This window comes from Stenotrophomonas sp. 93052_Sma, assembly GCF_056481145.1.
The window spans coordinates 2,819,847-2,845,374 of the sequence record NZ_CM151134.1 but is presented as its reverse complement, the minus strand read 5'-3'; the positions used below and the strand labels follow the sequence as shown (position 1 = coordinate 2,845,374).

The following is a 25,528-nucleotide window of genomic DNA, read 5'->3' as shown; positions in this document are numbered from 1 at the left end:
GATTCCGACCGTGGATTTGCCGGAATGCGCGATTGCCGTGCCGGAATGAAGTGCGCAGCCGCCGTTGCAAACGCTGAAATGTCAATCACCTGCCTAACGGCAAGTCCACTGACATTCCAGTTGTTCGCCTACGGGGGAAATGCTCATGAACCGCATCTACCGGCGTGTATGGAACCGCCAGCTCAATGCTCTGGTTGTGGCCTCGGAACTGGCCACCGGCGATAGCGGCGGCAGCGCCGCCCGCGATCCGCGCAGTGTCCTGCTGATGCCGACCGCACTGGCCCTGGCCCTGCTGTGTGCGCTGGCCAGCGGGAATGCAGGAGCATCCGAATCCAATCAGTCGCTGCGTGATCTGCAGGCACTGGCCGCGAAGTACGCGCAGCCGATGCCGGTCAAGGTCGACGCAGAAGTCGCGCTGGCCGCGGCATCGCGCCAGGCGCAGAGCAGTCCGGCGATCAGCGCAGACGCGCGTGTGGGCCTGCAGCTGAGTACGACCTCGCTGCCGATCGTGCGCGACGTGCTGCCGGCTACCGTACAGGTGAAGCTGGCGGCGAACGCCGCGCCGAAGCAGGTCGCGGTTCCTGCACTGGCCGCCGATGTTCGCGCCAATGTCGGGCTGGGGCACGCAGCGTCCAATGTGGCGAAGATGGATGCCTCGCTGGCGGCCAACGTTGCGCCGTCCGCGCATGCGCCGCTCGGTGTGGCTGCGGATGCGCAGGCGAAGGCCAGGGTTGGCATCGCCGGTGCCCAGGTGGCCTCGATCGATACCGGTGCCAAGGCGGCCGCCGCTGTTGCTGGCGCATCCGCTGGCTCGCTGTCCGGCCTCAAGGCGTCCGTTGACGGCAAAGTGGATTCGCAGCTGAAGCTGGCGGGCCACCAGATCGATGGTCAGGGGCAGGTCAAGGCGACGGCGGCGGTCACGTTGCCGGCAAAGGAGGAGCTGCCGGGCGAGACCCATGATCGTGCGATCACCGCAGCTTTCGATACCGGTGTTGCCGGCAAAGTGCGCGTGCAGGCGCCCGATGGCCAGGAGGTCGTGGCCGACCGCAATCTGAAGCTGGCCGGCCAAGCGACTGTGGCAGCGCAGAACAGCGCACTGGGCGTGGGTGGCCTGGTGGGCGGCGTTGTCGGCGCGGCAGGTGGCGCCGTGGGTGGCGTGCTTGATGGCACCGTAGGCAACACGGTTGGTGCGGTCGGCGGCGCCTTGCACGGCGCGGTTGGAGCGGTAGGCGGCGCAGTGGGCAGCACGCTCAATGGCGCCGTTGGTACGGTTGGTGCAGTCGGCGGCACCGTCGGTGGTGCGCTCAACGGCACGGTCGGTTCGGTCGGCAGCGCCGTCGGCGGCGCACTCAGCGGTGCGGTTGGCACGGTTGGTGCAGTCGGCGGCACTGTGGGTGGTGCACTCAACGGCACGGTCGGCTCGGTCGGCAGCACCGTCGGCGGTGCACTCAACGGTGCAGTTGGCACGGTTGGTGCTGTCGGCGGAACTGTGGGCGGCACGCTCAACAATACAGTGGGTGCGGTGGGCAGCACCGTCGGCGGTGTACTCAATGGCGCTACAGGTGGCAGCACCGGCGGCCTGGGGGGCCTGCTGGGCGATACGCTCGGCAATGTCGGCGGCGCCGTCGGCAACCTGCTCAATGGCAACCTCAACGGCACCATCGGCAATCTCGGCAGTGCCGTAGGCGGCCTGGTCGGCGGCACCCTCGGCGGTCTCGGCCTGACCAAGCCCTCGGCGATCCCGCCGACCAGCCCGAAGGCGCCGGCTCCGGCCGATCCGAACGCGGGCCTGATCATCGGCACCGGCGGCCTGGTTGGCAACGTCGGGCAGCTGATTGGCCCGACCACCACCAGCCTGTTTGGCGGCAACGGCTACCTGAGCAACGGCAACCTCAAGCTCAGCAACGCCAACGTGATGCAGACCTACTCGACGGTCAATGTGCTGGGCCTGCCCGTGGTCAACCTGTCGCCGGTCGGCAGCACTCTCAACGGCCTGGGTGGCGCCGTCACCGGCGGCAGCTCGCACCTGACCCTGATCGGTGGTGTCACCTCCGACAGCTACATCTACAACATCAACAACGGCAATCCGGGCGGCCTGCTCGGGCTGCTGCTACCGAAGGATTCGCCGGCGTGGGCGGCCAAGTGCCTGGACATCGCCCTGGCCGACATCTCCTGCTGGGCAGTCAATGCGGCGCAGGACTACCAGGTGCTGATGGGTGACGGCGCCTTTGCCAACGGTTCGAAGGAAGTGGTGATTGGCGCCAATGCCCGCCACGAACTGCCGAAGGTCGATGCCAACGTGGCCTTCCCAGGTGCAGGCACCAATGACCCGAGCAACCCGACCGGTGTGCCGACCGCGGACTACGCCGCACGCATGGGTCATTCGGTGATCGTCGGCGACAGCGCGGTGGGCACGGCCAACGGGCAGACCCTGCTCGGTGCCGAGGCGACCTCTAACCAGGCCAATTCGGTCGCACTGGGCTACCGTTCGGCCGCGCTGCGCGGTGCCCAGGCCAGCTACAGCGCCTATGGCCTCACTGCGCCGCAGGTCTCGGCCGGTGAAGTGTCGGTGGGTACCGCCGGTGGCGGCGAGCGCCAGATCACCAACGTGGCCGCCGGTAGTGTCAATACCGATGCGGTCAACGTGGCCCAGCTGAAGGGTGCCATCAGCCTGATCGATGATGTGGCGGCCGCTGCGGTGACCTACGATCTGGACGGTGCCGGCAATCCGAACTATCGCCGCGTCACGCTCGGTGCGGGCACCGGCACTACCACCATCGGCAACCTGGCCGGCGGTGCGGTCACCGCCGGCAGCCTGGAAGCGGTCAATGGCGGCCAGTTGGCGGCGACCAATGCGGCCATCGCCAGCTTCTTCGGCGGTCGCGCAGCCTTCGATCCGGCCAGCGGTGCATTCACCGCACCACTGTTCGAGATCAGCACCATCTCCACCGGCGGTGCGATCGCCAAGGGTCTGTATGAGAACGCCACCGATGCCTTCGCCGCGGTCGATGGTTCGCTGGTCAATCTCAACACGCAGATCACCGACATCCGCAACGGTGGCACCAAGTATCTGCGGGTGAACTCGACCGGTACCGAGGCACTGGCCAGCGGCGCCGACTCGATCGCGGTCGGTACCAACGCCCGCGCCACCGCCGCCAACAGCATCGCGGTGGGTGCCGGCAGCCTGGCTGACCGTGCCAACAGCGTGTCCATCGGTGCCGCCGGTGCCGAGCGTCAGGTCACCAACCTGGCTGCGGGTACCGCAGCGACCGATGCGGTCAATGTCGGCCAGCTGCAGGCGTCGGAACAGGGGGCACTGCGCTATGACCTCAATGGCGACGGCAGCGTCAACTACGCCAGTGCCACGCTCGGCCAGACCGGCACGGCTACCACGCTGCGTAATCTCGGCCCGGGCCAGGTCAGTGCCACCAGCAGCGAGGCCATCAACGGCGCCCAGCTGTTTGCGGCCAACCAGGCCGTGGCCACCCACCTCGGTGGTGGCGCAGCGGTCAACGCCAGCGGCGTGCTGACCGCACCGACCTACTCGATCAACAACGTCGCCGCCAACGGCACCGTGACCAAGGGCAGCTACAACGACGTCGGTACCGCCTTCGATGCGGTCAGCAACTCGCTGGCCAACGTCGCCGACCAGACCGGCGAGATCGACAAGCTGGCCGTGAAGTACGATGTCGATGGCAGTGGCAACGTGCTCAACAGCGTGACGCTGACGGGTACCGGCACCGGCGCGGTGAAGATCACCAACGTCGCCGCCGGCAGCATTCTGGCCGGCAGCAGTGACGCCATCACCGGCGACCAGCTGTTCAGCACGAACAGCACCATCGCCAACTACTTCGGTGGCACCACCGCGTACAACGGCACCACCAACGTGTGGACCGCGCCGAAGTTCAGCATCTCCAGCATCGCCACCGACGGCACCTTTACCAGCGGCGACTACAACAATTTCACCGCCGCCTTCACTGCGGTGGACGGCTCGCTGAAGGTCCTCAACCAACGCATCACCAACAACAGCGGTGGCAGTGCCTATCTGGCAGTGAACTCGACCGCAGCGCCTGCAACGGCTGCCGGTACGGAAGCGGTGGCGGTCGGCCCGCAGGCCAGTGCGGCCGGTGCCAACAGCGTGGCGGTCGGCAACGGCGCCAGCGCCAGTGCCGGCAACAGCGTCGCCCTGGGTGCCGGGTCGGTGGCCAGCGTCGGTGCGCAGAGCGGCTACACCGGCGCCTATGGTCAGACCGGCGCCAGCAACTCGGCCGGTGAGGTTTCGGTCGGCAGCACCGGCAGCGAGCGCAAGATCACCCATGTCGCCGACGGTTCAGATACGTACGACGCAACCAATGTCGGCCAGCTGAAGAACGGCGTGAACTACGCCATCGACGAATCGAAGAAGTACACCGACCAGAAGATCCAGAACATCACCAACGTGGCCGGCAGCTTCCGCGCCAACAACACCAACAACCTGGCCGATCCGTCCGCCAGCGGTGCCAACTCGGCTGCCGGTGGTGCAGGCTCCACCGCCGCCGGTGCCAACTCGACCGCGCTGGGCAATGGCTCGCAGGCGCAGGCCGACAACTCGGTGGCGCTGGGTGCGGGTTCGGTGGCGAACCGGGCCAACACGGTCTCAGTGGGTGCCGCCGGTGCCGAACGCCAGGTGGTCAACGTGGCCGACGGTTCGCAGGCTACCGACGCGGTCAACGTACGCCAGCTGCAGGCCTCGCAGCAGGGCACGATCCGTTACGACACCACGGTGAACGGCGCAACCAACTACAACAGTGTCACGCTGGGCAGCACCAGCAGCGGCCCGACCACGGTGCGTAACGTCGCCGCCGGCACCGCCGGTACCGACGCAGTCAACGTCGACCAGCTGAAGTCGGGCATGGCGCAGACCCTGGACTGGTCGAAGGCCTACACCGACGAGCGCATGGGTGGCTTCGAGCGCGACCTGCGCAAGACCGACAACCGCGCCTCGGCCGGTATCGCCTCGGCAATGGCCACCGCAGCACTGCCGCAGCCCAGCGAAGCGGGCCGCAGCATGGCCTCGGTCGCCGCCGGCAGCTACAACGGCGAGTCGGGCGTGGCGGTTGGTATCTCCGGTGTTTCCGAAGGAGGGCGCTGGATCTACAAGTTCAGCGGCTCCACCAACAGCCGTGGCGAGGCCGGTGTGGCCGTCGGTGCAGGCATCCAGTGGTGATCCCCGCCGCCGGGCCGCACGCGCGGCCCGGCATCGCGGAAACGTCCAAAGGGGGAATGACATGAAACAGCATCGCATCGCCCGCACCGGCCAGATGGCCGCAGTGCTGGGCCTGGTCCTGGGAATGGGCCTGCTGGCCGCCTGCCGCAGCCATGCGCCGGCCGCCGAGGGTCCTGCCGAAACCACCGCCGTGCAGTTCCCGGAGGCCTCGAAGGCCTCGTTGAAGGAAGGCATCTATCCCGACGTCGCCGACCTGCGCCGTTTCGCGCCGGGCATGAGCAAGCGCCAGCTGTACACGCTGCTGGGCACGCCGCATTTCAATGAAGGCATGTGGGGCGTGCGCGAGTGGAACTACCTGTTCAACTTCCGCACCGCACAGGGGGCCGAATACTTCACCTGCCAGTTCCAGGTCCGCTTCGACAGCAAGGGCATCGCCCAGGGCGGCTACTGGAAGCCTGAATCATGTGCGGCGGTGCTGGACCCGCCGCGGCCTCCGGCCCCGCCCGCACCGGCGCCGTTGCCGGAGCAGCCGCTGCGCCTGTCCGCCGACGCGTTGTTCGGTTTCGACAGCGCGGTGCTCAGCGCCGAGGGGCAGCAAGCAGTGCAGGGCGTGCTGGCACAGGTGCGCGAGGCCAGTCAGGTGCAGTCAATCCGGGTGACCGGGTATACCGACCGTATCGGCAGTGCCAGCTACAACCAGGCCCTGTCGCAGCGACGTGCCGAGGCCGTGCGCAGCGCGCTTGTGCAGGGCGGCGTGCCTGCAGCCAGCATCAGTGCCGAAGGACGCGGCGCGGCCGAGCCGATCGTGCAGTGCGAGCAGCGCAACCGTCGCGAGCTGATCGCCTGCCTGGCGCCGAACCGGCGCGTGCAGATCGCGGGTGTGGCGCAGCCACGCTGAGAATCCTGCGCCGGGGCGAGTCCCCGGCATCCCGAGTCCCCCCTGACCGCCGGCAGGACGTGGCCACGTCTCCCCCGTTGTCCACGCCTGCCGGCGGCTCAGGTTTTCCATGGTGCACGCGATGAACGCCCAATTCCTGCCTCTTTCCATGAAGACGGAAACCACACTGAGTGTGTACGGCCAGCTCGGCAATCATGCGGTGGTGCGCATTCCCGGGCGGCGCCTGCCGGGGTTGATCCTGCAGGCCGATACCGTGGCCGGCTTCCTGGCCCAGCTGCAGGAAGCCCAGGCCTGCCTGCGCAGTGGGCGCGCGCAGCGCACCGACGCCGAGCTGGACATGCTGATCGACGTGCTGCAGCAGTGGTATGCGCTGATTGAATCGCGCCTGGCGGACGCCGGCGAGGCGCTGTAGTAGAAAAAGGGGACGGAGGGGATTAAGTCGTTCTTGCCCCGGCTGTGCCGGAAACGACTTAATCCCCTCCGTCCCCTTTTTTGTATCAGGCGCGGGCGCGGACCAGCCAACAGGCGGCATCGACGCGCACACGGTCGCCTTCGATGAAGGGCGCGAACGCGGCCAGCGCCTTGTTTCGAAGTGCGTCGGCGCGGTCTTCGGGCAGGTTCCGCAGCGCCAAGCCCAACGGGCCCAGCTGGCCGACATAGGTCGGCAGTTCATCGCGGGCGATCGAGCAGGGCAGGTCTACCGCGACCAACTCCACATCCTTCCAGCCGGCGGCCTGCAATAGACGCTGCACGCGCTGGCCATCGGCAAAGGCAAATTGGCCGGGTGCTCCTGGTGCGCGTGGGGGTAGATCGAGTTCATCGCCAATGGCACGCTCGGCCGTCGTCATGAATGGGTTCTCCTCTGCGCTGCGCCAGGCGATGAAACGCAGGCCGGCACCCGGTCGCGCGGCGTGGTGCAGGTTGGCGAAGGCCGCGCCGGTATCCTCGAAGAACATCACACCCAGCCGCGACTGGATCCAGTCGAAGTGCGCGGAGGGCAGCGGATGCTGCTGCGCATCGGCCAGGATGAAGTCCGCGTCCAGTCCGGCCGCCTCGGCGCGCTGGCGGGCCAGTGCCAGCATCGGCGCGGAGATGTCCAGGCCGGTGCTGTGTGTCGCCGGGCGAGCGGCGGCTGATGCCAGCAGGCTCGCGCCGGTGCCACAGCCGATATCGAGCAGTTGCGTGACGGTTTGCGGAAGCTCGGCCACCAGCAGGTCGGCCATGGGCTGGAACAGGCCGTCGAGGATGGCCTGCTGGGCGACCCAGATCTGGCCGCCAGGGCCATTCCAGAGCGCATTCTGATCAACGGGGGATGTACTGGCCATGGCCTTGTCCTGCCGGGAAGTTGCCCATAGGTTGATGCTTGAAGGCGACTTGAGGTCAAGCCCATGCGTGAACTGGATATCGGCGAGGTGGTCAAGCGCAGCGGCGTGCCGGCCTCGACCCTGCGTTACTACGAGCAGCTCGGGTTGTTGCAGTCGCTGGGCCGTCGCGGCCTGCGCCGGCAGTACGACGAGCAGGTGCTGGAGCGCCTGGCGTTGATCGGCCTTGGCCAGTCGGCCGGGTTGTCGCTGCAGCAGATCGGGTTGTCGCTGCCGCCTCAGCGCGGATGCATTACGCTGGATCGCGAAGCCCTGCTGGCACAGGCCGATGTGCTGCAGCAGCAGATCACCCAGCTGCAGCGGGTGCGCCGCCATCTACAACGCGCGGCGGCCTGCCCGGAAGCGCAGGATGCGCGCCAGTGCGGTTCGTTCCGTAAGTTGCTGCGGGCCCAGCAGCGCCTGGCGGGTGGGTGAACCCGCGCAGCCCCGTCAATCGCGGGTACTGACTTCCCAGGTGGCATGCAGCACGCCCGGCACGTGCTCCATCCGCGCCAGCACCACGTCCAGCTCATCGGCACTCACGGCGGTACTGACCAGCACCGCGATCACATCAGTGGGCGCGTCGGCATGCTCGACCACCTGCACATCACCGACCGGATACTGCGCGGCCTCCAGCGCATCGACCAGGCGCTCGCGGACGCGCGGCACGGCTTCGGCATCCACACTCAGGCGCACCTCGTAGGTGGCCTCGGTGGCCGTCTCGTTGATCGGAATGCGGTTGATCGCATTCACCAGCGGCCGCAGCAGGGTGTTGCCGGCGATGATCAAGACCGTCAGCAGCACGCCTTCGGCCAGCATGTCCGCGCCGGTACAGCTGCCGACCGCCGCCGAGCACCACAGGGTGGCGGCGGTGTTGAGGCCGCGCACGTTCATGCCTTCCTTCATGATCACGCCGGCGCCGAGGAAGCCGACGCCGGAGACCACGTAGGAGATCACCCGCACCGCCTCGGCGCTGCCGGCGATGCGCATGCCCAGGTCGACGAAGGCAGCGGCGCCGACGGCGACCAGCACGTTGGTGCGCAGGCCGGCGGTGCGTTGCCGGTACTGGCGCTCGGCGCCGATCAGCGTGCCCAGCACGAAGGCGGCCAGCAGGCTGATCACGGTGTCGGCGAAGGGGCCGGGCTGGAAGGTTTCAATGAAGCGCATGGCCGGAGTCTACCCGGTCGAGGTGACAGTAGATCCACGCCATGCGTGGATTTCGAGGGGCCAGAAACGACTTAATCCCCTCCGTCCCCTTTTTGCGGGGTCAGTCGGTGTCCTCGACGCGCTCGCCCATCAGTTCGCGCTGGCGCTTGTCCAGTTCCTCGGCGTAGCGCTTGCGCACGAAGGCTTCGGAGACCACGCCCAGCACCTGGCCGTCGGCGGCGACCACGGCCAGTTCGTCGGCCTGGGTGTGGTCGAAGCGCTGCATCACGGTCACCACGTCCGCGCTCGGCAGCAGTGACACGTCGCGGTTTTCCGCCAGTTCGCCGATCATGGTCTCGGGCTTCACGCCGTCGCCGTAGACGCGCGGGATCTGCACGATGCCGGCATAGTGGCCTTCGCTGTCGATCAGGATCACCCGGCTGCCCGATCCCAGCGGGAAGCGCTGGCGGAAGGCGGCGGCGTCGAGGTCGGCCGGCGCGGTGGCCACGCCCTTGCGCATCAACCGGCCGGCGTTGAGGTTCTGCACCCAGCCGACGTCGCGGGCGCTCTTGATGGTCTCGCCGCGCAGGTGCATGCGCCAGGTCGAGAACGAGTAGCCGAACCACTGCCGCACCAGCGTGCTGGAGACCAGCACCGCGCTCATCACCACGCTGGTCAGCAGGAAGTCGTGGGTGCCTTCCAGCACCAGCATGGCCATGGTCATCGGTGCGCCGACCACCGCAGCGGCCAGTGCGGCCATGCCGGCCAGTGCGGCCGAGGTGGCATCGATCACCGGCACGCCGGTGGCCATCGCCAGCAGGCCGGCGAACAACGCGCCGACCAGGGTGCCCATGAACAGCGAGGCGAAGAACAGGCCGCCACGGAAGCCGAAGCCCAGCGAGATGCCGGAGGCCAGGCACTTCAGGGTCAGCAGGCCGCCGATCCAGATCAGTGGCAGATGCGTGGTCAGGTCCAGGTGCAGCGCGCCATGGCCGGACGACAGCACCTGTGGGCTGGCCAGGGCCAGCGGAATCAGCAGCAGGCCGCCCACCACCGGCCGTCCCCACAGCGGCAACGGACTGCGCTTGACCGTGCCCTCGATCGAGGCAATCAGCCGCATCACCGCGATGCCGACCATCGCGCAGCAGCAGCCGAGCAGACCGTAGATGGCGTAGTCGGCGGCGCGGACATCAATCGTCGAGGCCGCCGGCAGCAGGTAGGCCTCGATGCCGGCCTGGTCGGCCACGAACGCGCCGGCCAGCGCGGCGACCGCGACCGGGGCGAGTGCGGCCGGGGTATAGGCGCCGATGACGATCTCGAAGGCGTAGAACGCACCGGCCAAGGGTGCACCGAAGGCGGCGGCGATGGCACCGGCGGCACCGGCGCCGACCAGGATGCGCACATCGTTGCGGCGCAGGCGCATCACCCGGCCCAGCTGCGAGCCGCTGCCCGCGCCCATCTGCGTGTACGACGCTTCCAGTCCGACCGAGGCGCCACAGCCGTTGGACAGCAGGGTCTGGGTCAGCACGATCAGGTTGTCGCGCATCGACATGCGGCCGCCATGCAGGGCGTTGGCTTCCACCGCATCGAGCAGGGGCCGCTTGAGCCGGGTCGCAGCCAGGCTGACCAGCCCGACCAGCAGGCCACCGAGCGGCAGCACCAGCAGCGCGGTCCAGGTCAGCGAGGGCAGGGAGCTCAGGCGCATGCCTTCGTCCAGCCCGTACAGGGTGCCCTGCAGCCAGCGTGCGATGCCGGACTGCAGCAAGGTCAGGTAGCCGGCGATCAGGCCGACCAGCAGGGCAAGCGCAATGAACCACAAGTCACTGCCGCGCAGCCGCAGGCGCAGGCCCTGGAAGGCCGCATGCAGGCGCGATGGCGAAACAGGCAGTGACATGGTGGCGGCATGATACGCCGCCACCGTGATCGCCACCGTCACTGCATCGGGTGGTTACCGGCTTAGAAGCGGTAGCGGCCCTGCACGTAGAAGGCTCGCGGTGCGGCTACCATGCGGCCGGCGTTGCCATCGACGTTGCGGGTATACCAGCGCTTGTCGGCCAGGTTGTTGACGCCCAGCGCGATCTCGCTGTCACCCAGTCCCGGCACCTGCCAGGCCACCTGGGCATTCCACAGGCGCACGCCGGGCACGCGGCCCACGCGCGCATCGGCGCTCTCGGCCCAGGTGTTGGCGGCGTCGGCGTACTGGCCGCTCTGGTGGGTGCTGGAGAGATTGAAGGTCCAGCCGCCCAGCGCGTAGCGGGCGCCGACGCTGTCGGTGTCGCGCGAGTAGAAGGGCACGTCCAGGCCACGGTTGTCGCCGGACTGCTGGATCGCCTTGGTCCAGGTGTAGTTGGCGTACAGCTCCAGCCCGGCCAGCGCGCTGTCCTCGGCGAAGCGGTATTCCAGTGCGCTCTCCACACCCTTGTGATCGGTGGCGCCGATGTTCTGGAAAGTCGGCGGAGTGATCCCCGGCACCTGCAGGATCTGGTTGTTGAAGCGCATCTTGAACACGGTCACTTCCGCGCGCAGTGCACCGTCCTGCCAGCGCGCACCGAGTTCGGTGGTCTTTGCAACTTCTGGGTTCAGCGGATTGCTGGCGCTCTGCGAATTCAGCTGGATGTTCTGCACCGGCCCGAACGAGGTGGTGTAGTTGCCGAACACGGTCAGCTGCGGGGTCAGCAGGTAGGCGATGTTGAGCGAGGGCAGGGCCTTGTCGTTGCGGCTGCTGAAGGTCGCCGTGCCACCGGCCTGGCGGCGGTCCATGTCGATCCATTCCATGCGCACGCCCGGGGTGATCCGCCACTGGCCGATCGCAATGCGGTCGTCGATGTAGAACGCGTGGGCGTCGGTGGCGTTGTCGAAGCGGTTGGTGGCGCTGGCCACGCCGGTGCGGCGGGTGACGGTGTAGCTGCGGTCGTTGCCACGTTCGCGCAGGAAGCGGTAGCCGGCGGTGATGTCGTGCACGCTGGCGCCCCAGTGCAGGCGCTGGGTGTAGCGCGGCTCGATGCCGAGCACGCGGTAGTCACGCGGCTGCACGGTCAGCTGGGTGTTGGCGGCGTTGATCAGCGAGCTGGCGCGGCTGCTTTCGTTGTAATAGGCCAGCACCTCGAACTCGCTGTTGGCCGACAGCGTGTTGGTGTAGCCCAGGTCGATGCCGGTGCGGTGGCCTTTCCAGAAATCGGTGGGGCGGGTGTTCTGGAACGGGTCGGCCTCGTACTGGGCACGGGTCAGGCCGCCCGGCGTCAGCGAGCGCACATCGTAGTAGGAGAGCTTGGCGCGCAGTTCCTGCTGTTCGTCGATGGCGTAGGCGAACTTCAGCGCGAGGTCGTTGAAACGGTCATCGCTGCCCTGGCGCCAGCCGCGGCCGTCCTGGCCGGAGTACAGCAGGGCGGCGCCCAGGCCGTTGTCGCCGGTGCCGCCGAGGAAGGCGTTGTACTGGGTGCTGTCACCGCCGCCATGGTCGTAGGCGGTGTAGCGCACGCCCGCTTCGCCGTGCAGGCCGACCTCGGTGGGAATGGCGCGGGTGCTGAAGTTGATGATGCCGCCCACGTTCTGCGGGCCATAGCGCACCGCGCCGCCGCCGCGCACCACGTCGATCGATTCGATGTTGGACAGGCTGGTCGGCGCGAACGACAGCTGCGGCTGGCCATACGGCGCCACCGCCAGCGGTACACCATCCAGCAGTACAGTCGAGCGCGGCGAGTAGCGCCCGGTCAGGCCACGCACGCCGATGTTCAGCGAGACCGAACTGCCGGCGGTGCCGGAGTTGTCGGTGACCTGCACGCCGGGGATGCGGCGCATGGCATCGCCGATGCTGGCCGCGCCGCTGGCCTCGATGCGCTGGCGGTCGACCACCGTGCGTGCGCCGGCAAAGCTCTTGACGCTGTCATGCAGGCCGGTGCCCAGCCAGCTGCCGGAGACCTGGATGCTGTCCAGCGTGGTGGCGCCGTCCTGGGCGAAGGCACTGGTGGCCGGGAGCAGGCACAGGGCGAGGGCGGCAGCCAGGGGCAGGCGGGCCGGTTGCAGGGCGTGGATGGGCATTGGCGCGGGTCGTGGAAGGTGGTAAATGAGAATTATTGCTGATTCCATTCGCCATTGGAATGCGCCGCCGGTTCATGCCGATGGGCCGGTGGTAGAGTGGGCGATTGCTTCCTGACTCGCTGAGATCTGCCATGTCCCAAGCCGCTTTCTACCCCGTCGGAACCCCTGGCCAGCCGTGGGGAGCGGCGGAACGGGAGGCGTGGCGTGGCCGCCAGCAGCGCCTGCGTCGCTATGACGAGGAGGTGCTGCCGCGCATCGAGGCGCTGGCCTCGTGCTTCGACAAGGTGGCCTATGGCCAGCTCGACTATGCCGGCGAGACCTACACGCTGTTCGCTCTGCGCAGCCGCGACTGGAACCCGGCGCTGCCGGCCGCGCTGGTCACCGGTGGCGTACATGGCTACGAGACCAGCGGCGTGATGGGCGCGCTGGAGTTCCTCGAGAAGCACGCGGCCGACTATGCCGGCAGGGCCAACCTGCTGGTGGCGCCGTGCGTGAACCCGTGGGGCTTCGAGCGCATCAACCGCTGGAACTTCGATGCAATCGACCCGAACCGCAACTTCCGCGCCGATGGCCCGGCCCGTGAGTCGACCGCGTTGATCGAGCTGATCACACCGATCAAGGACCAGTTCGTGCTGCACATCGACCTGCACGAAACCACGGACAGCGACGAGAGCGAGTTCCGCCCGGCGCTGGCCGCGCGTGACGGCAAGCCGTTCGAGCCGGGCCTGATTCCCGATGGGTTCTACCTGGTGGACGACAGCGAGAACCCACAACCGGCCTTCCAGCAGGCGGTCATCGCCGCGGTGGAAAAGGTCACCCACATCGCGCCGGCCGACGACAAGGGCGAGATCATCGGTTCGCCGGTGGTGGCGCATGGCGTGATCGAGTACCCGCTGGTGAAGCTGGGCCTGTGCGCCGGCATTACCGGGGCGAAGTACACCACCACCACCGAGGTCTACCCGGACAGCCCGCGTGCGACCCCACAGCAGTGCAACGACGCACAGGTGGCGGCGGTTTGCTCGGCGCTGGATTACGCGCTGGCGCACCGCTGATCGGTAGTGCCGGCCGCTGGCCGGCAACTGAAAAAGGGGACGGAGGGGATTAAGTCGTTTGTGCCACAAACGACTTAATCCCCTCCGTCCCCTTTTTCGGTTCACCCCAACGCGTCGGCCCACCATAGTGCGGCTGGGCCTGGCGGCGTGTCGCGGCGCCACAGCAGGTCGCTGTGGATGCGCCTTGGCCAGCCGGGCAGTACCAGTTCCACCAGCCGCCCGCGGTCGTAGCGCTGTACCAGTGCGCGCGGTAGTTCGGCCCAGCCGAGGCCGTCCTCGGCCATCTCCATCACCATCAGGTAATCGGTGGCGGTCCAGGCCAGGCCGGTGACCACGCGCGATTGATCGACTTCCGCGCTCAAGCGCACCTGTCTATGCCGCGCCAGCTGTGCGGCGGCGCGACGGCCAGCGCTGGCCAGCGGATGCTCGCGCGCCACATACACCGACAGTTCGCTGTGGTGCGCCAGCGGACGTGCCACCAGTCCGTCCGGATAGTGCTCCTGCCGTGGCAGCAGACCCAGCGCGGCGCGTCCGTTGCTCACCAGTTCCAGCACGTCCTCGCCCTCGGCATCCAGCCATTCCAGCTCGATCTCCGGGAACGCCTCGGCGAAGCGTTGCAGCACCCGTTGTTCCGGGTCCAGTTGGTAGACGTCGGAGAATGCCACGGTCAAGCGCGGCTCGACCGGTGCGGCCAGGCGTACGCTCAACTGCTGCAGGCGGGCATCGGCAGCCAGGATCTCCTGCGCGTGGCCAAGTACCTGTCGCCCGGCCTCGGTCAGCTGCGGGTAGCGCCCGCTGCGATCGAACAGACTCACGCCCAGGTCGGTTTCCAGGTGGGCAATGGCGGTACTGACTGTCGACTGGGTCTTGCGCAGGCGTCGCGCCGCAGCCGAGAACGAGCCCAGCGCCGCGGCTTCCACGAAGGCCTGCAGGGATTCAGGGGAGTAGGGCACTGATCCATCGCTCCTGTCGATGGAATCCATTTTGATACCACCGTAAAAGGCGATGATACTGGCTTCCGTCGCCCCCGTCTGCGGGGCGTTCCGGACCCTCCACGCTCGGCGTGGATCCATTGATGAGGCGGCGTGGTCCCCGCCCTGCAAGGAGCTTCACATGTCCCGTACTGTTCCCGCCCGTGGCGCGCTGGTCGCCTGGGCCTGCCTGACCGTGGCGATCGTCGCCGAAGTGGTCGGCACCTCGTTCATGGCCCATGCCGCTCGCGATGGCGGCTGGACCGGCTATCTGATCATGGCCGGCGCGCTGGCGCTGTCCTACTTCTTCCTCGCGCAGTCGGTGCGCCGCATCGCCGTGGGCGTGGCCTATGCGGTCTGGGAAGGCCTCGGCCTGACCCTGCTCACTGTGGTCGGCCTCACCGTCTTCGGTGAAAGCCTGTCGCTGCAGCAGCTGGCCGGCCTGGTGCTGGCAGTGGTCGGCATCGTCTGCGTCACCCTCGGGGAGGCGCACTGATGAATACCTTGGCGTTGTTTTTCGTGATCTGTTCGGCCCTGATCGACGTCGCCGCCAACATGATGGTGGCCAAGTCGGAAGGCTTCCGCCGCTGGCGCTGGGGCGTAGCTGCGATCGTCATGGTCTGGATCGCCTTTGCCCTGCTGGGCCAGGCCGTGCGTTACATGGATCTGGCCACCGCCTATGCGATGTGGGGTGCGATCGGCGTGATCGGTACCGCTACCTGCGGCCGCCTGTTGTTCGGCAACCGCCTGCGTCCGATCGGCTGGGTCGGTATCGCACTGGTCACCACCGCGGTACTGCTGCTCAGTACCGCGCAGTAACGCGTCGCTGTGCCAACCAAGGTTGGCACCTACCAGAGCGTGAGCCGCCGCAAGCCAACGCCCCGGGGATGATCTCCCCGGGGCGTTGCGGTTTCTGCAGCACTCAGAAACGTGCGGTGAAGTTCAGCCGCGTGGTGCGGCCCGGGCCGGGCATCAGGCTCATCGCCAGCGTGTCCATGTAGTAGGTGTTGCGCAGGTTGCTGACCACCAGCTCCACTTCGCTGCGCGGTGTGAACTGCCAGCGTGCGTAGAAGTCATAGATCGCGGTCGGCAGGTAGATGTTCTGCAGGCCGGTCGAGCCGGTGGTGTTCCAGGGCTTGTCCAGTTCGTGGGTGGGGCCGCTGTTGTAGGTGCGGCGGATGCCGGTATCCAGCCGCTTGTCGAACAGGCGGAAGCCCAGCGTGCTGTGAATCGAGTACTTCGGTGGGTTCTGCGCGTTGACGAACGAGGTGCCGAAGCCGCCGTCCACGCAGTCCGGAGTGGTGTCCAGCTTGCTCCACTTCGCATAGGGGTCTTCGCGCAGGCGCTTGGCGGTGGCCGCATCGCAGGTACCGCGCGCTGGTAGTAGCTGGCCGACAGGTCCAGGTAGGCGATGCCGGCGTCATAGCCGGACTGCAGCTCATAGCCGGACACGGTGTAATTGTCGACGTTGTCGACATAGAACGCCCAGTTGCTGGAATCGAAGCGACGGGTGATCGCGTTGTCGATATCGTTCTTGAACCAGGCCACCTTGAACGCCAGGCGGTCACCGTCGCGCCACACGTCCTGCTTGAGCAGGCTGAAGCCGATGTCCCAGGAACGGTTCTTCTCCGGCTTCAGGTCGGCCACCGGCGCCGAGGTGCTGTTGCCCAGCGTCGACTCGAACAGGCTGGGCATCTTCCAGCCCTGTGCGTACTTCACGTAGAAGAACATGTCCTCGTCGAGGTTGAAGCGCGCCTCTGCATACGGCGCGAAGCCGTGGCCGGAGCGCCGGATCGCCGGCTTGTAGCCCCAGGCGGTGGGAATCTGCTTGGTATAGAAACCGTTGGCGCCGCGCGGATCAGGAATGAAGCCGTCGAAATCGTAGGCCTGGCCCAGCGTGCTGTCGCCATAGGGCGTGGCGCGCAGCGAGTCATAGGTGTAATTGCCCTGGGCATCCGGGTACCACTCCTTGTACCAGCCGGGCAGCAGCTGGCCGCCCTTGCTCAGGCGCGCGAAGGTGTAGCGCAGGTCGCGCGATTCACTGACGAAGGCCACGCGGTTGCGGTCGCGGGTGCGGTAGTCGGTGAAGCGGCCGCCCGCGGTCAGCGACAGCCAGTCCCACGGCTGCCATTGCAGCGAGGCGACGACGCTGGCCTCGCGGCGCGTGCCCGAGCGCAGGTAGCGGTTGTTGTTGAAATCCACCGGCAGCACCGGTGAGTTGGGCGCGGTGTCCTCGTGCTGGAAGGAGGCGCCATAGCGCAGCGTCCAGTCGCCCAGATCATTGCTGAAGCGCGTGGTGTTGCTGCTGTCCACGCCCCAGCGCTGGGTCTTCACGTCCGACTGCAGTCCCGGGCCATAGGTCTCGCCCAGCGTGTCGGGCATCTGGTCGTTGGGCACGTCCTTGAACAGCGGCGTGTTGGCGATGTTGCTGTTGAACATGCGGCTGGTGGCGGTGGTGAACCACAGCGTGCTGCTCAGATCCAGCCACGGATGCGCCTCGGGCCGGTAGCGATGGCGCAGCGAGGTGGCGTTGACCCGCATTTTTCCCGGCTCGAACTGGAACATGGTGTTGGCCTTGTCCACGTAGGTCACCCATTCGTTGGACTCGCCCACGCGTCCGATCGCCGACGGCATGATCTCACCGAAGCTGGAGTTGAAGTAGCGATGGCTCAGCTCCAACCGCTGGTCCGGACTGGGCGTCCAGGTGAATTTAAGCAGTGCGGATTCGTTGTCGGTATGCGTGTTGAGCACTTCATCGCCCGGACGGAAGAGCTTGGACACCGCCTGGCTGGACATGCCGGTACCGCCGCTGGACAGGTGCTGGTTGTCGTAGCGATGCGCACCGTTGCTGCCGGCGAAGAAGTTGCCCTGGCGGCGCCGCGCATAGGCCGCGACCAGCTGCCAGTCTTCGCCACGCTGGGCGAAGGCCACGCTGCCATTCCAGTCGCGCGGGTCGCGCAGGCTGTTGCGGTTGTCGCTGCCGCGCGCGATCTGCTTGAAGGTGCGGGTGCGGTCGATGCTGTTGTCGGCCACGCCGCCGCGCATGCGCAGGCCCCAGGTCTGGCCATCGTCGAGGATGTCATCGACGTTCAACGTTTCCATGTAGACCACGCCGCCGATCGCGCTGGCGGCGTTGGCGGCCAGGCTCGGTCCCTTTTCAATGCTGACCGCACTGATCAGATCGGGATCGAGATAGCTGCGCTGCTGCACGCCGGCATAGCCGCGGTACACGTCGATGGCCTGCTGGCCGCCGTCGATGATCACCGGCACCCGGTTCTGGCCCTGCAGGCCGCGGATGTTGACGTCCAGCGCACCGCCGTTGCGAACGTCAGCGGTGTGCACGCCCACCGCACCGGCCAGCACGTCGCCGATCGACTGGCCGCGGAAGCGTTCCAGTTGCTGATGGTCCAGGTGCACGCGCGAGCCGCTGTCACGGTAGACCGCATCGGCATCGGCAAGCCCCCACGGTGAAGCGCCTTCGCCGGCCTGGCCAGCCACGCGCAGGGTGCCGATCTGGCGTACCCCGGCTTCAGCGGTAGGTGCCGCCTGCAGCACCACACCGCTGGCATCACGCTGGAAGGCCAGGCCGGTGCCGGCCAGCAGCTGCGCCAATGCGGCGTCAGTACCGAGCGTGGCCTGCACGCCGCTGCTGTGGCGGCCGCGGGTCAGGCGCGCATCGGCAGCGATCGACAGGCCCGACTGCTGGCCGAACGCGGTCAGGGCCTGGTCGAGCGGGCCGGGCGCAATCTGCCAGCGGACCGCAGCGGCGGTCTCCTGTGCATGGGCCGAGGCAGGCAGCAGGCAGGGGGTCGCCAGGGCCATGCACAAGGCGATGGCCAGGGGGCGAGGGGAGGGGCAGGACAGTTTCATGGGGGCGGCAACATCCGCAATGGGTTCCCTTGTAGTGCCCGGTGAGCGCGCAGAAAGGGAACCGCGATTTCAAAGCGGACGCACGACGGTCCACCACGGCCAGCGCTGCTCGACACGGATCGGCAGGGCGCGGGCCAGCAGATGCAGCGCCTGGGTGCTGTCCAGGCGTGGCAGTACTGCCGTGACCTTCAATGCGGCGAGCGCCGGATCACAACCCAGATAGCCCTGATGGTGGCGGGCCAGCTCATCGATGACGCGGACCAAAGGCGTGTCCTGTACCTGCAGGCGTCCGTCCTGCCAGTCACCGCGCAGAGGATCGGCAGCGACCGTTGTGAGCCCGCCCATCGGGCCGATCCGCACCGCGCCTCCGGCAGCCACATCCAGCGCCGCACCGAACATCGGCAGGCAGCGCACCACGCCCTCGAACACATCCAGGCGGCTGCCTTGCGCCTCACGACCGACCGCGAAGCGGGTGCCGATCGGCTGCAGGCGTGCGCCCGGCACATGCACGGTCAACGGCTGGCCGGCGAACGCAGGGTGATGGCCGGTCTGCAGCAGCAGCTCGCCACGCAGCAGATGCAGGGCGCGGCGGCCGCTGCCGATGTCGATGGTGACTTCGCTGTCCGCGTTGAGCCACAACTGGCTGCCATCAATCAGCCTCCAGTGCCCGGTGCGCCCGGCAACGGTGCGCTGCGTCTGCAGGCCGCGTTGCGCCTTCAGGCCATGCAGGCCCAGCAGTGAAACCGCGCCGATGCCAAGTGCACCACCGAGGCTGCGCAGAGCCTGCCGGCGACGACGGCCTGCGGCATCCAGCGCGGTGGCGGCGGCCGGCGCCGACAGGGGCGCAAAGGACTGCCAGACCGACTCGACCCGACGCCACGCATCGGCGTGGCCGGCATCAGCCTGCAGCCATGTGCGCCAGCGGTACTGTTCGTCATCACTCCAGCCCTGCTCGCGCAGCGCGAACCACTCTGCCGCCTGCTCCAGTGCCGGGCTGGCCAATGCGGCACTCATGCCGCCGCGTCGCCGGACAGGCGCAGGCAATGCAGCATCGCCTGCGCCATGTACTTCTTGACCATGCGCTCGGACACGCCCAGCTGTTGGCCGATTTCCGCATAGCCCAGGCCGGACAGTCGTGCCAGCAGGAACGCACGCCGCGGGCGTTCGGCCAGGCCGGCCAGCATGTCGGCGATGGCGTGCAGCAGTTGCAGTGCCTGCGTGCGTTCTTCCGCCGATGGATGCACCGGCTCCGGTTGGGCGGCCAAGGCCGTCAGGTAGGCGCGCTCCAGATCCGCGCGCTGCCAGTGGTTGACCAGCAGGGCGTGCGCGATAGTGCTGAGGTAAGCACGCGGCAGGCGCAGTTCGGACGGATCGACACGACGGCTGAGCAGGCGCACGAAGGTGTCCTGGGTCAGGTCGGCGGCGCAGTCGGCGTTGTGGGTGCGGCGGCGCAGCCAGCCCAGCAGCCAGCCATGGTGTTCGCGGTAGAACCCCACCAGCGCGGTGCTGGAGGCGGCGGGCACGGCCATCGGCATCGATCATTAATGAGAATGATTCCCATTATAGTGTGATCGGGAGGTGTACGACAAACCCTGCGCAGGGGGGGGGGGGCAACGGCCACGGCGTTTGCGATGACCGCCGGGCTCGCCGACACTGCGGTCTTTCCGCAGGGAGTGCCCGCATGTTCAGCCACATCACCGTTGGAACCAACGACATGGACGCCGCGCATCGCTTCTACGATGCCCTGTTCACCGCATTGGGCGCCCGTCCCGGTGTCTTCGATGACAAGGGGCGCCTGGTGTATTTCAAGGACGGCCGCATGTTCATCGTCACCGCACCGATCGATGGTGAGCCGGCCTGCCATGCCAATGGCGGCACCATCGGCTTCACCCTGGACAGTGCCGATGCCGTGCGTGGCTGGCAGGACGCAGGCGTAAGCCACGGTGGCACCGCCATCGAAGACCCGGCCGGCATCCGCAACATGGCCGGGCGGCAGCTGTTCCTCGCCTACCTTCGCGATCCGGATGGCAACAAGCTGTGCGCGGTGCATGTGATGTCGTGATTGGACAGTACGCGCGTGGCCGCGATGCACGCGGTCCGCGCGCGGCTGCGCTCGCAGGCACGCTTCGGCGCGCGTGATAACACGGAATGGTGGGCCGGGCCTGTGACCGCAGGCCGCAACTTCATGCTCTGTCCACTGCGGTTCAGCCAGAATCGGTCGGCTAACCCTTTGATCTACCGGAGAACGCCGCCCCCATGGAAGCATTGGAGCCGCAACAATCCCCGGTGCGCACCCTTCGGCCTGTGTTCGCCTTCGCGGCGATCGTTGTCGTGGCGTTCGCGCTGTTCGTCAGCCTGTTCCCGCTCGGTGCGGGCCGCCTTCTGGTCAAGGCGCAGGACTGGGCCGCCCTCAATGTCGGCTGGTACTACCTGCTGGCGATGACCCTGTACCTGGTGTTCGTGGTCGGCGTGGCGCTGTCCAAGTACGGTGGCATCAAGCTTGGTGCCGACCATGACGAGCCGGAGTTCAGCTATCTCTCCTGGGCCGGCATGCTGTTCGCGGCAGGCATCAGCATTACGCTGTTCTTCTTCTGCGTCTCCGAACCGCTGACCCATTACCTGCAGCCGCCGCAGGGCGACCCGGCTGCGGGCGAGGCCGGGGCGCGCCAGGCCATGCAGCTGCTGTTCCTGCACTGGGGCCTGCATGGCTGGGGGGTGTTCGCGCTGGCGGCGATGGCGATGGCCTACTTCGCCTATCGCCACAACCTGCCACTGGCCCTGCGCTCCGCGCTGTACCCGCTGATCGGCAAGCGCATCAATGGGCCGATTGGCTACACCGTGGACGCGCTGGGCATTGTCGCCACCGTGTTCGGCATCGGCGCCGACATGGGCTTCGGCGTGCTGCACCTCAACGCCGGCTTGTCGCATCTGTTCAACATCCCGCACTCCAACCTGGTGCAGATCATCCTGGTGGTCAGCATGATGGGCGCGGCGGTGGCCGTGGCCGTCTCCGGGGTGGAGAAGGGCGTGCGCTGGATGGCCAACATCAACATGCTGCTGGCGATCGCGCTGGTGCTGTTCATGCTGTGCGCCGGCCCCACCCAGTATCTGCTCAGCACGCTGATGCAGAACCTGGGCGACTACCTCGGCAGCGTGGTCGGCAAGAGTTTCGACGTGTACGCCTATGGCGGCCGACCGGAATGGCTGGGCGGCTGGACGGTGTTCTACTGGGCCTGGTGGATCGGCTGGGCGCCGTTCGTCGGCCTGTTCATCGCGCGCATCTCGCGTGGCCGCACCATCCGCGAGTTCGTGTTCGGCGTGCTGCTGATCCCGCTCGGCTTCACCCTGGCGTGGCTGTCGATCTTCGGCAACAGCGCGCTGGACCAGGTGCTGCACCATGGCCAGCAGCAACTGGCGCAACTGGCGGTAGATGATCCACCCACCGTGCTGTATGCCCTGCTGGATGGGTATCCGTGGAGCAAGGCGGTGATCGCGGTGACGGTGTTCGTCAGTTTCATTTTCTTCGTGACATCGGCTGACTCCGGCGCGGTGGTGCTGTCCACGTTGTCCTCGCATGGCGGGGCGCCGGAGGATGATGGTCCGCGTTGGCTGCGCGTGTTCTGGGGCACGGTGATCGCGGTGCTGACCGCCGGGTTGCTGCTGGCCGGCAGCATCGATGCGCTGAAATCGGCGGTGGTGCTGGCGTCGCTGCCGTTCTCGGCGGTGTTGTTGCTGATGATGTGGGGCCTGACCCGCGCCTTCAGTGACGAATCGCACCGCAAGCGCGCTGCAGTACCGTCCCTCGCCGCTGATCGGTGACGACCGCCACCACCAGGGCTGGCGCCAGCGCCTGAGCCAGGCCATGCACTTCCCGGTGCGCGACCAGGTCTACCGCTTCATGGACGACACCGTGAAGCCAGCGATGGAGGCGGTGGCCGAGCAGCTGCGCGGGCAGGGCTGGGATGTGGCCACGCGGTTCGAGGCCGGCGACATGGAATTGACGGTGAATCACGGCGAGCAGCAGGACTTCCTGTACCGGGTGATCCTGAGTGGCTACCTGACGCCGTCGTTCGCCGCGCAGCAGCTGCGCAACCAGCGCTACTACCGCGCTGAAGTGCACCTGTTCGAAGGCAGCCAGGACTACGACCTGGTCGGCTACAGCCGCAAGCAGATCATCAACGACATCATCAGCCAGTACGAACGGCACCTGCAGTTCCTGCACCTGAGCCGCTGATTCGGTGGGTGCGGACCGTTGGTCCGCACACCCCTTTGCCCCATCAGAACCGGTAGCGCGCCCCCAGCGAGACGAACTGCCCGCGCAGGTTGTACTGGCTGATGTCGAAACCGTTGGAGCCACCGGCCGGGTCGAACGGCGGGTCCTTGTCGGTCAGGTTCAGCACCGACAGCGACAGCGTGGTGTTGGGAATACCTTCGTAGGCGACGTAAAGATCCAGCTGGTGATACGGCTTGATGCGGTCACGCAGCCCCGGGTTGCTGGTGACCGTCGCCACACGCTGGTCGTAGCCACTCACGTACTGCAGGCTCAGCGTGCTGCTCCAGTCGCCCACCGCCCAGTTCAACGACGTGGTGCCGCGCGTACGCGGCAGTGCGCCGTGGCGGTTGTTGCCGGCCCCGTCATAGGGCGCCTGGCCGGCCACCAGCGGCTGCTTGAAGCTGAGCAGGTGGGTCCAGCTGCCGGCGACGGTGAAGTTGCCCCAACCGTCGGTGCGGAAGGTACGGCTGGCGTCCAGGTCCAGCCCCGAGGTGGTCAGTTCGCCCTGGTTGGCGTACTGGTTGGTGATGAATTGGATGCGTCCGTTCTCGCGTTGTACGCGGCCCGGGAACAGGGTCGGGTTGTCGACGATGAACTGCGCACTGTCCGGCTTGACCAGGTTGTCCTGTTCGATGCGGTACCAGTCCAGGCCGATGCTGGTATCGCCATCCGGCGACCACACCGCACCCACGTTGAAGTTACGCGAACGCTCGGCCTTCAGGTCCGGGTTGCCGGTGCGGATGTTGGTCACGCCGCGGCTGCCACCCGGTTGCAGTGGGTCGAACGGATCGATCACCGAGCCGTAGCTGACGGTCTGGCCCGGCGCGATCTCCGGCAGCGACGGCGCACGGAAGCCACGCGAGAACGAGCCGCGCAGCAGCAGGCTGTCCAGCGGCTGCCAGCGCAATGCCACCTTCGGCGAGAACGCCTTGCCGAAGTCGTCGTAGCGGTCGCCGCGACCGGCCAGCTGCAGTTCCAGCGTGCGGTGCAGCGGCACGCTCAGTTCGGCGTAGGCGGCACTGACCTGGCGCTCGCCGTTGACCACATTGATGGCCGGGCGCAGCTCGGTGCCCGACAGCACCTGCGCGCTGGTACGCGCGTCCAGTGATTCCTTGCGGAACTCGGCGCCCCAGGCGAAGCCGACCGCACCGGCCGGCAGCTCCCACAGCGTGGTCGACGCCTTTACGTTCAACGAGTGCAGCTTGTACCAGCCGGGGCGTTTGGTCTGCAGGCGCAGTGCATCCAGCGCCCCCGGCGTGCTGGACGGGTTGAGGAAGTCGTAGCTGCCATCGCGCAGGATCTGCTCGAAGGCGTAGCGGTTGACGAAGTTGTCGACGTACTCGCGCTGTGCACTCTGCGAGGTCAGCGCTGCCACTTCCCAGTCCCAGCGCTCGCCACTGCCACGCACGCCGGCCAGCGCACGGTAGAACACCTGGGTGTTGTCCTTCAGGCGCGGGCCGAGATCGAAGAAGGTGTACTCGAACGGCAGCGGCGTGCTGCCCGGGTTGTTCGGGTGGCCGACCGGCAGCACCGCCGGCACATCGATCAGGGTGCCGGTGGCCGGGTTGTAGGCACGCAGGCCCGGCCCGACGGTCAGTGGCGCGCTGAAGATCTGGTCGGCTTTGTTGTGGCTGTACAGCACATCGGTGAAGGCCTCGACGCTGTCATTGAAGCGGTAGGTCGCACTCAGCGACGCCTGCAGGCGCTCGGCGCCGGGCTGCAGGGTCTTGAACGGCTGCGCATTGAAGGCGCAGGCCTGGCCGGGCAGGGTGCTGCCGAAGTCGCTGTACGGGCGCAGCTGGCTGCCGTCGGGGCAGTTGGCGAACGGTTGCGGCGCACGCGGGTTCCTCAGCCAGTTGCCACCGGCAGTGGACCACCCGGCCAGGCGACCGCCCGGCTTGTCGCGGAAATCGCCGCTGCGGGTATAGGAACGGTCATCGCCATCGAGGCGGTCGCGCTTGAGCAGGTCCAACCCGAACAGCACGTTCCAGCCCTGCTGTTCCAGATCACCGAAGCCGGCCAGCAGGTTGGCCTTGCGTTCGTTCAGGCCGCCCTGGGTGGCGGTACCGAAGCCGCCGCCGACTTCCACGCCCTGGAAGTTCCTGCGCAGGATGATGTTGATGACGCCAGCGATGGCGTCGGAGCCGTACACCGCCGAGGCGCCATCCTTCAGCACTTCGATGCGCTCGACCGCACTGATCGGCAGTGCGTTGAGGTCGACGAAGGTGTCCTGGGTATTGAGTGCGAAGCCGAAGTTGGACACCCGATAGCCGTTGACCAGCACCAGCGTGTTCTTCGGCGACAGGCCGCGCAGGCCGATCGAGGCCGAGCCGGCGGCGAAGCTGCCGGTGTACTGTTCGTCGAAACTGTTGCCGGCATTGGCCGACAGGTTGCGCAGCACGTCGGTGAGGGTGGAGCGGCCGGTCTGTTCGATCTGTTCGCGGCTGACGATCTGCACCGGGTTGGGCCCGGCGGTATCGCTGCGCTTGATGTTGGAGCCGGTCACCAGCACGGTGCCGAGGGTGGTGCTGTCCTTGCCGGAATCGGCAGTTTCAGCGGCGCCGGCAGCGCCGGCGGTGAGGCCCAGCGCGATCGCGCCGGCAAGCAGGTTCAGGGTGGTGCGGTACATGGAAGCGACAACGCCGAACTGGGGAGGAGCCGTCAGTACCGCACGCAGGTACATGCGCCTTCCAATGACGAAAGCGCATTCAGT

General features: G+C 67.4%; 17 protein-coding genes and 1 pseudogene. 9 read left to right on the top strand and 9 right to left on the bottom strand.

The genetic code is table 11. The features are described from left to right. The first annotated feature begins 145 nt into the window (after window positions 1-145). From ACZK2V_RS13260 to ACZK2V_RS13250, 3 genes are all read left to right on the top strand, one after another. On the top strand, window positions 146-5,206 hold the full coding sequence (locus ACZK2V_RS13260; RefSeq protein WP_486322470.1) for a YadA-like family protein: 5,061 nt from the start codon (window positions 146-148) through the stop codon (window positions 5,204-5,206). 61 nt (window positions 5,207-5,267) lie between these two features. After that, window positions 5,268-6,104, top strand: coding sequence for an OmpA family protein (locus tag ACZK2V_RS13255; RefSeq protein ID WP_012511335.1), 837 nt, complete (start codon window positions 5,268-5,270; stop codon window positions 6,102-6,104). A gap of 121 nt (window positions 6,105-6,225) precedes the next feature. After that, window positions 6,226-6,516 carry a DUF6959 family protein gene (locus tag ACZK2V_RS13250; protein ID WP_019659952.1) on the top strand — a complete coding sequence of 97 codons (291 nt, stop codon included), beginning with the start codon at window positions 6,226-6,228 and terminating at the stop codon, window positions 6,514-6,516. An 85-nt stretch (window positions 6,517-6,601) separates the two neighbouring features. Here ACZK2V_RS13250 and ACZK2V_RS13245 read toward each other — a convergent pair whose 3' ends face one another. Next, window positions 6,602-7,429 carry a class I SAM-dependent methyltransferase gene (locus ACZK2V_RS13245; protein WP_049423069.1) on the bottom strand — a complete coding sequence of 276 codons (828 nt, stop codon included), beginning with the start codon at window positions 7,427-7,429 and terminating at the stop codon, window positions 6,602-6,604. Between the two features lie 63 nt (window positions 7,430-7,492). On the opposite strand from ACZK2V_RS13245, the gene ACZK2V_RS13240 reads away from it, so the two are divergent. Then, window positions 7,493-7,900: a MerR family transcriptional regulator gene (locus ACZK2V_RS13240; protein ID WP_049423068.1), complete on the top strand. Its 408-nt coding sequence runs from the start codon at window positions 7,493-7,495 to the stop codon at window positions 7,898-7,900. Window positions 7,901-7,915: 15 nt separating this feature from the next. On the opposite strand, the gene ACZK2V_RS13235 is transcribed toward ACZK2V_RS13240, so the two are convergent. The 3 genes from ACZK2V_RS13235 to ACZK2V_RS13225 all read right to left on the bottom strand — a co-directional run bounded on the left by ACZK2V_RS13235 (window position 7,916) and on the right by ACZK2V_RS13225 (window position 12,649). Next, window positions 7,916-8,632: an MgtC/SapB family protein gene (locus ACZK2V_RS13235; RefSeq protein WP_049423067.1), complete on the bottom strand. Its 717-nt coding sequence runs from the start codon at window positions 8,630-8,632 to the stop codon at window positions 7,916-7,918. 100 nt (window positions 8,633-8,732) lie between these two features. Next, window positions 8,733-10,505 (bottom strand): chloride channel protein, encoded by a 1,773-nt coding sequence (locus ACZK2V_RS13230; protein ID WP_049423108.1) that lies wholly within the window; start codon window positions 10,503-10,505, stop codon window positions 8,733-8,735. A 62-nt stretch (window positions 10,506-10,567) separates the two neighbouring features. Next, the gene (locus tag ACZK2V_RS13225; RefSeq protein ID WP_486322469.1) at window positions 10,568-12,649 is read right to left on the bottom strand and encodes a TonB-dependent receptor family protein; all 2,082 of its coding nucleotides are present in this window, start codon (window positions 12,647-12,649) and stop codon (window positions 10,568-10,570) included. A 131-nt stretch (window positions 12,650-12,780) separates the two neighbouring features. Between ACZK2V_RS13225 and ACZK2V_RS13220 the strand changes: the two genes are divergently transcribed. Continuing rightward, entirely contained in the window at window positions 12,781-13,701 is a 921-nt protein-coding gene (locus tag ACZK2V_RS13220) for a M14 family metallopeptidase (protein WP_486322468.1), read from the top strand. Window positions 13,702-13,802: 101 nt separating this feature from the next. On the opposite strand, the gene ACZK2V_RS13215 is transcribed toward ACZK2V_RS13220, so the two are convergent. Next, window positions 13,803-14,654, bottom strand: a complete 852-nt coding sequence (locus tag ACZK2V_RS13215; protein ID WP_423174908.1) for a LysR family transcriptional regulator — start codon at window positions 14,652-14,654, stop codon at window positions 13,803-13,805. Window positions 14,655-14,814: 160 nt separating this feature from the next. Between ACZK2V_RS13215 and ACZK2V_RS13210 the strand changes: the two genes are divergently transcribed. Both ACZK2V_RS13210 and ACZK2V_RS13205 read left to right on the top strand, forming a co-directional pair. Further along, window positions 14,815-15,168: an SMR family transporter gene (locus ACZK2V_RS13210; RefSeq protein ID WP_010485170.1), complete on the top strand. Its 354-nt coding sequence runs from the start codon at window positions 14,815-14,817 to the stop codon at window positions 15,166-15,168. Beyond that, the gene (locus tag ACZK2V_RS13205; protein WP_049423063.1) at window positions 15,168-15,491 is read left to right on the top strand and encodes a DMT family transporter; all 324 of its coding nucleotides are present in this window, start codon (window positions 15,168-15,170) and stop codon (window positions 15,489-15,491) included. Before ACZK2V_RS13210 ends, ACZK2V_RS13205 begins: the two co-directional genes overlap by 1 nt. Window positions 15,492-15,650: 159 nt before the next feature. Here the strand turns inward: ACZK2V_RS13205 and ACZK2V_RS13200 are convergent, their stop codons facing one another. The 3 genes from ACZK2V_RS13200 to ACZK2V_RS13190 form a co-directional block, all read right to left on the bottom strand. Further along, on the bottom strand, window positions 15,651-18,494 hold the full coding sequence (locus tag ACZK2V_RS13200) for a TonB-dependent receptor (protein WP_486322467.1): 2,844 nt from the start codon (window positions 18,492-18,494) through the stop codon (window positions 15,651-15,653). A 117-nt stretch (window positions 18,495-18,611) separates the two neighbouring features. Next, a complete protein-coding gene (locus ACZK2V_RS13195) occupies window positions 18,612-19,556 on the bottom strand; it encodes a FecR family protein (protein ID WP_486322466.1) in 945 nt (314 codons plus the stop codon). Further along, on the bottom strand, window positions 19,553-20,071 hold the full coding sequence (locus ACZK2V_RS13190) for a sigma-70 family RNA polymerase sigma factor (protein ID WP_486322465.1): 519 nt from the start codon (window positions 20,069-20,071) through the stop codon (window positions 19,553-19,555). The genes ACZK2V_RS13195 and ACZK2V_RS13190 overlap by 4 nt, the downstream gene beginning before the upstream one ends. Window positions 20,072-20,223: 152 nt before the next feature. Between ACZK2V_RS13190 and ACZK2V_RS13185 the strand changes: the two genes are divergently transcribed. Both ACZK2V_RS13185 and betT read left to right on the top strand, forming a co-directional pair. Further along, complete coding sequence (locus tag ACZK2V_RS13185) at window positions 20,224-20,604, top strand: VOC family protein (protein ID WP_049423060.1); 381 nt, start codon at window positions 20,224-20,226, stop codon at window positions 20,602-20,604. Between the two features lie 194 nt (window positions 20,605-20,798). Then, a pseudogene (gene betT / locus ACZK2V_RS13180) lies at window positions 20,799-22,776 on the top strand (choline BCCT transporter BetT). Between the two features lie 43 nt (window positions 22,777-22,819). Here the strand turns inward: betT and ACZK2V_RS13175 are convergent. After that, a complete protein-coding gene (locus tag ACZK2V_RS13175) occupies window positions 22,820-25,498 on the bottom strand; it encodes a TonB-dependent receptor (RefSeq protein ID WP_486322464.1) in 2,679 nt (892 codons plus the stop codon). Between the last annotated feature and the right edge of the window lie 30 nt (window positions 25,499-25,528).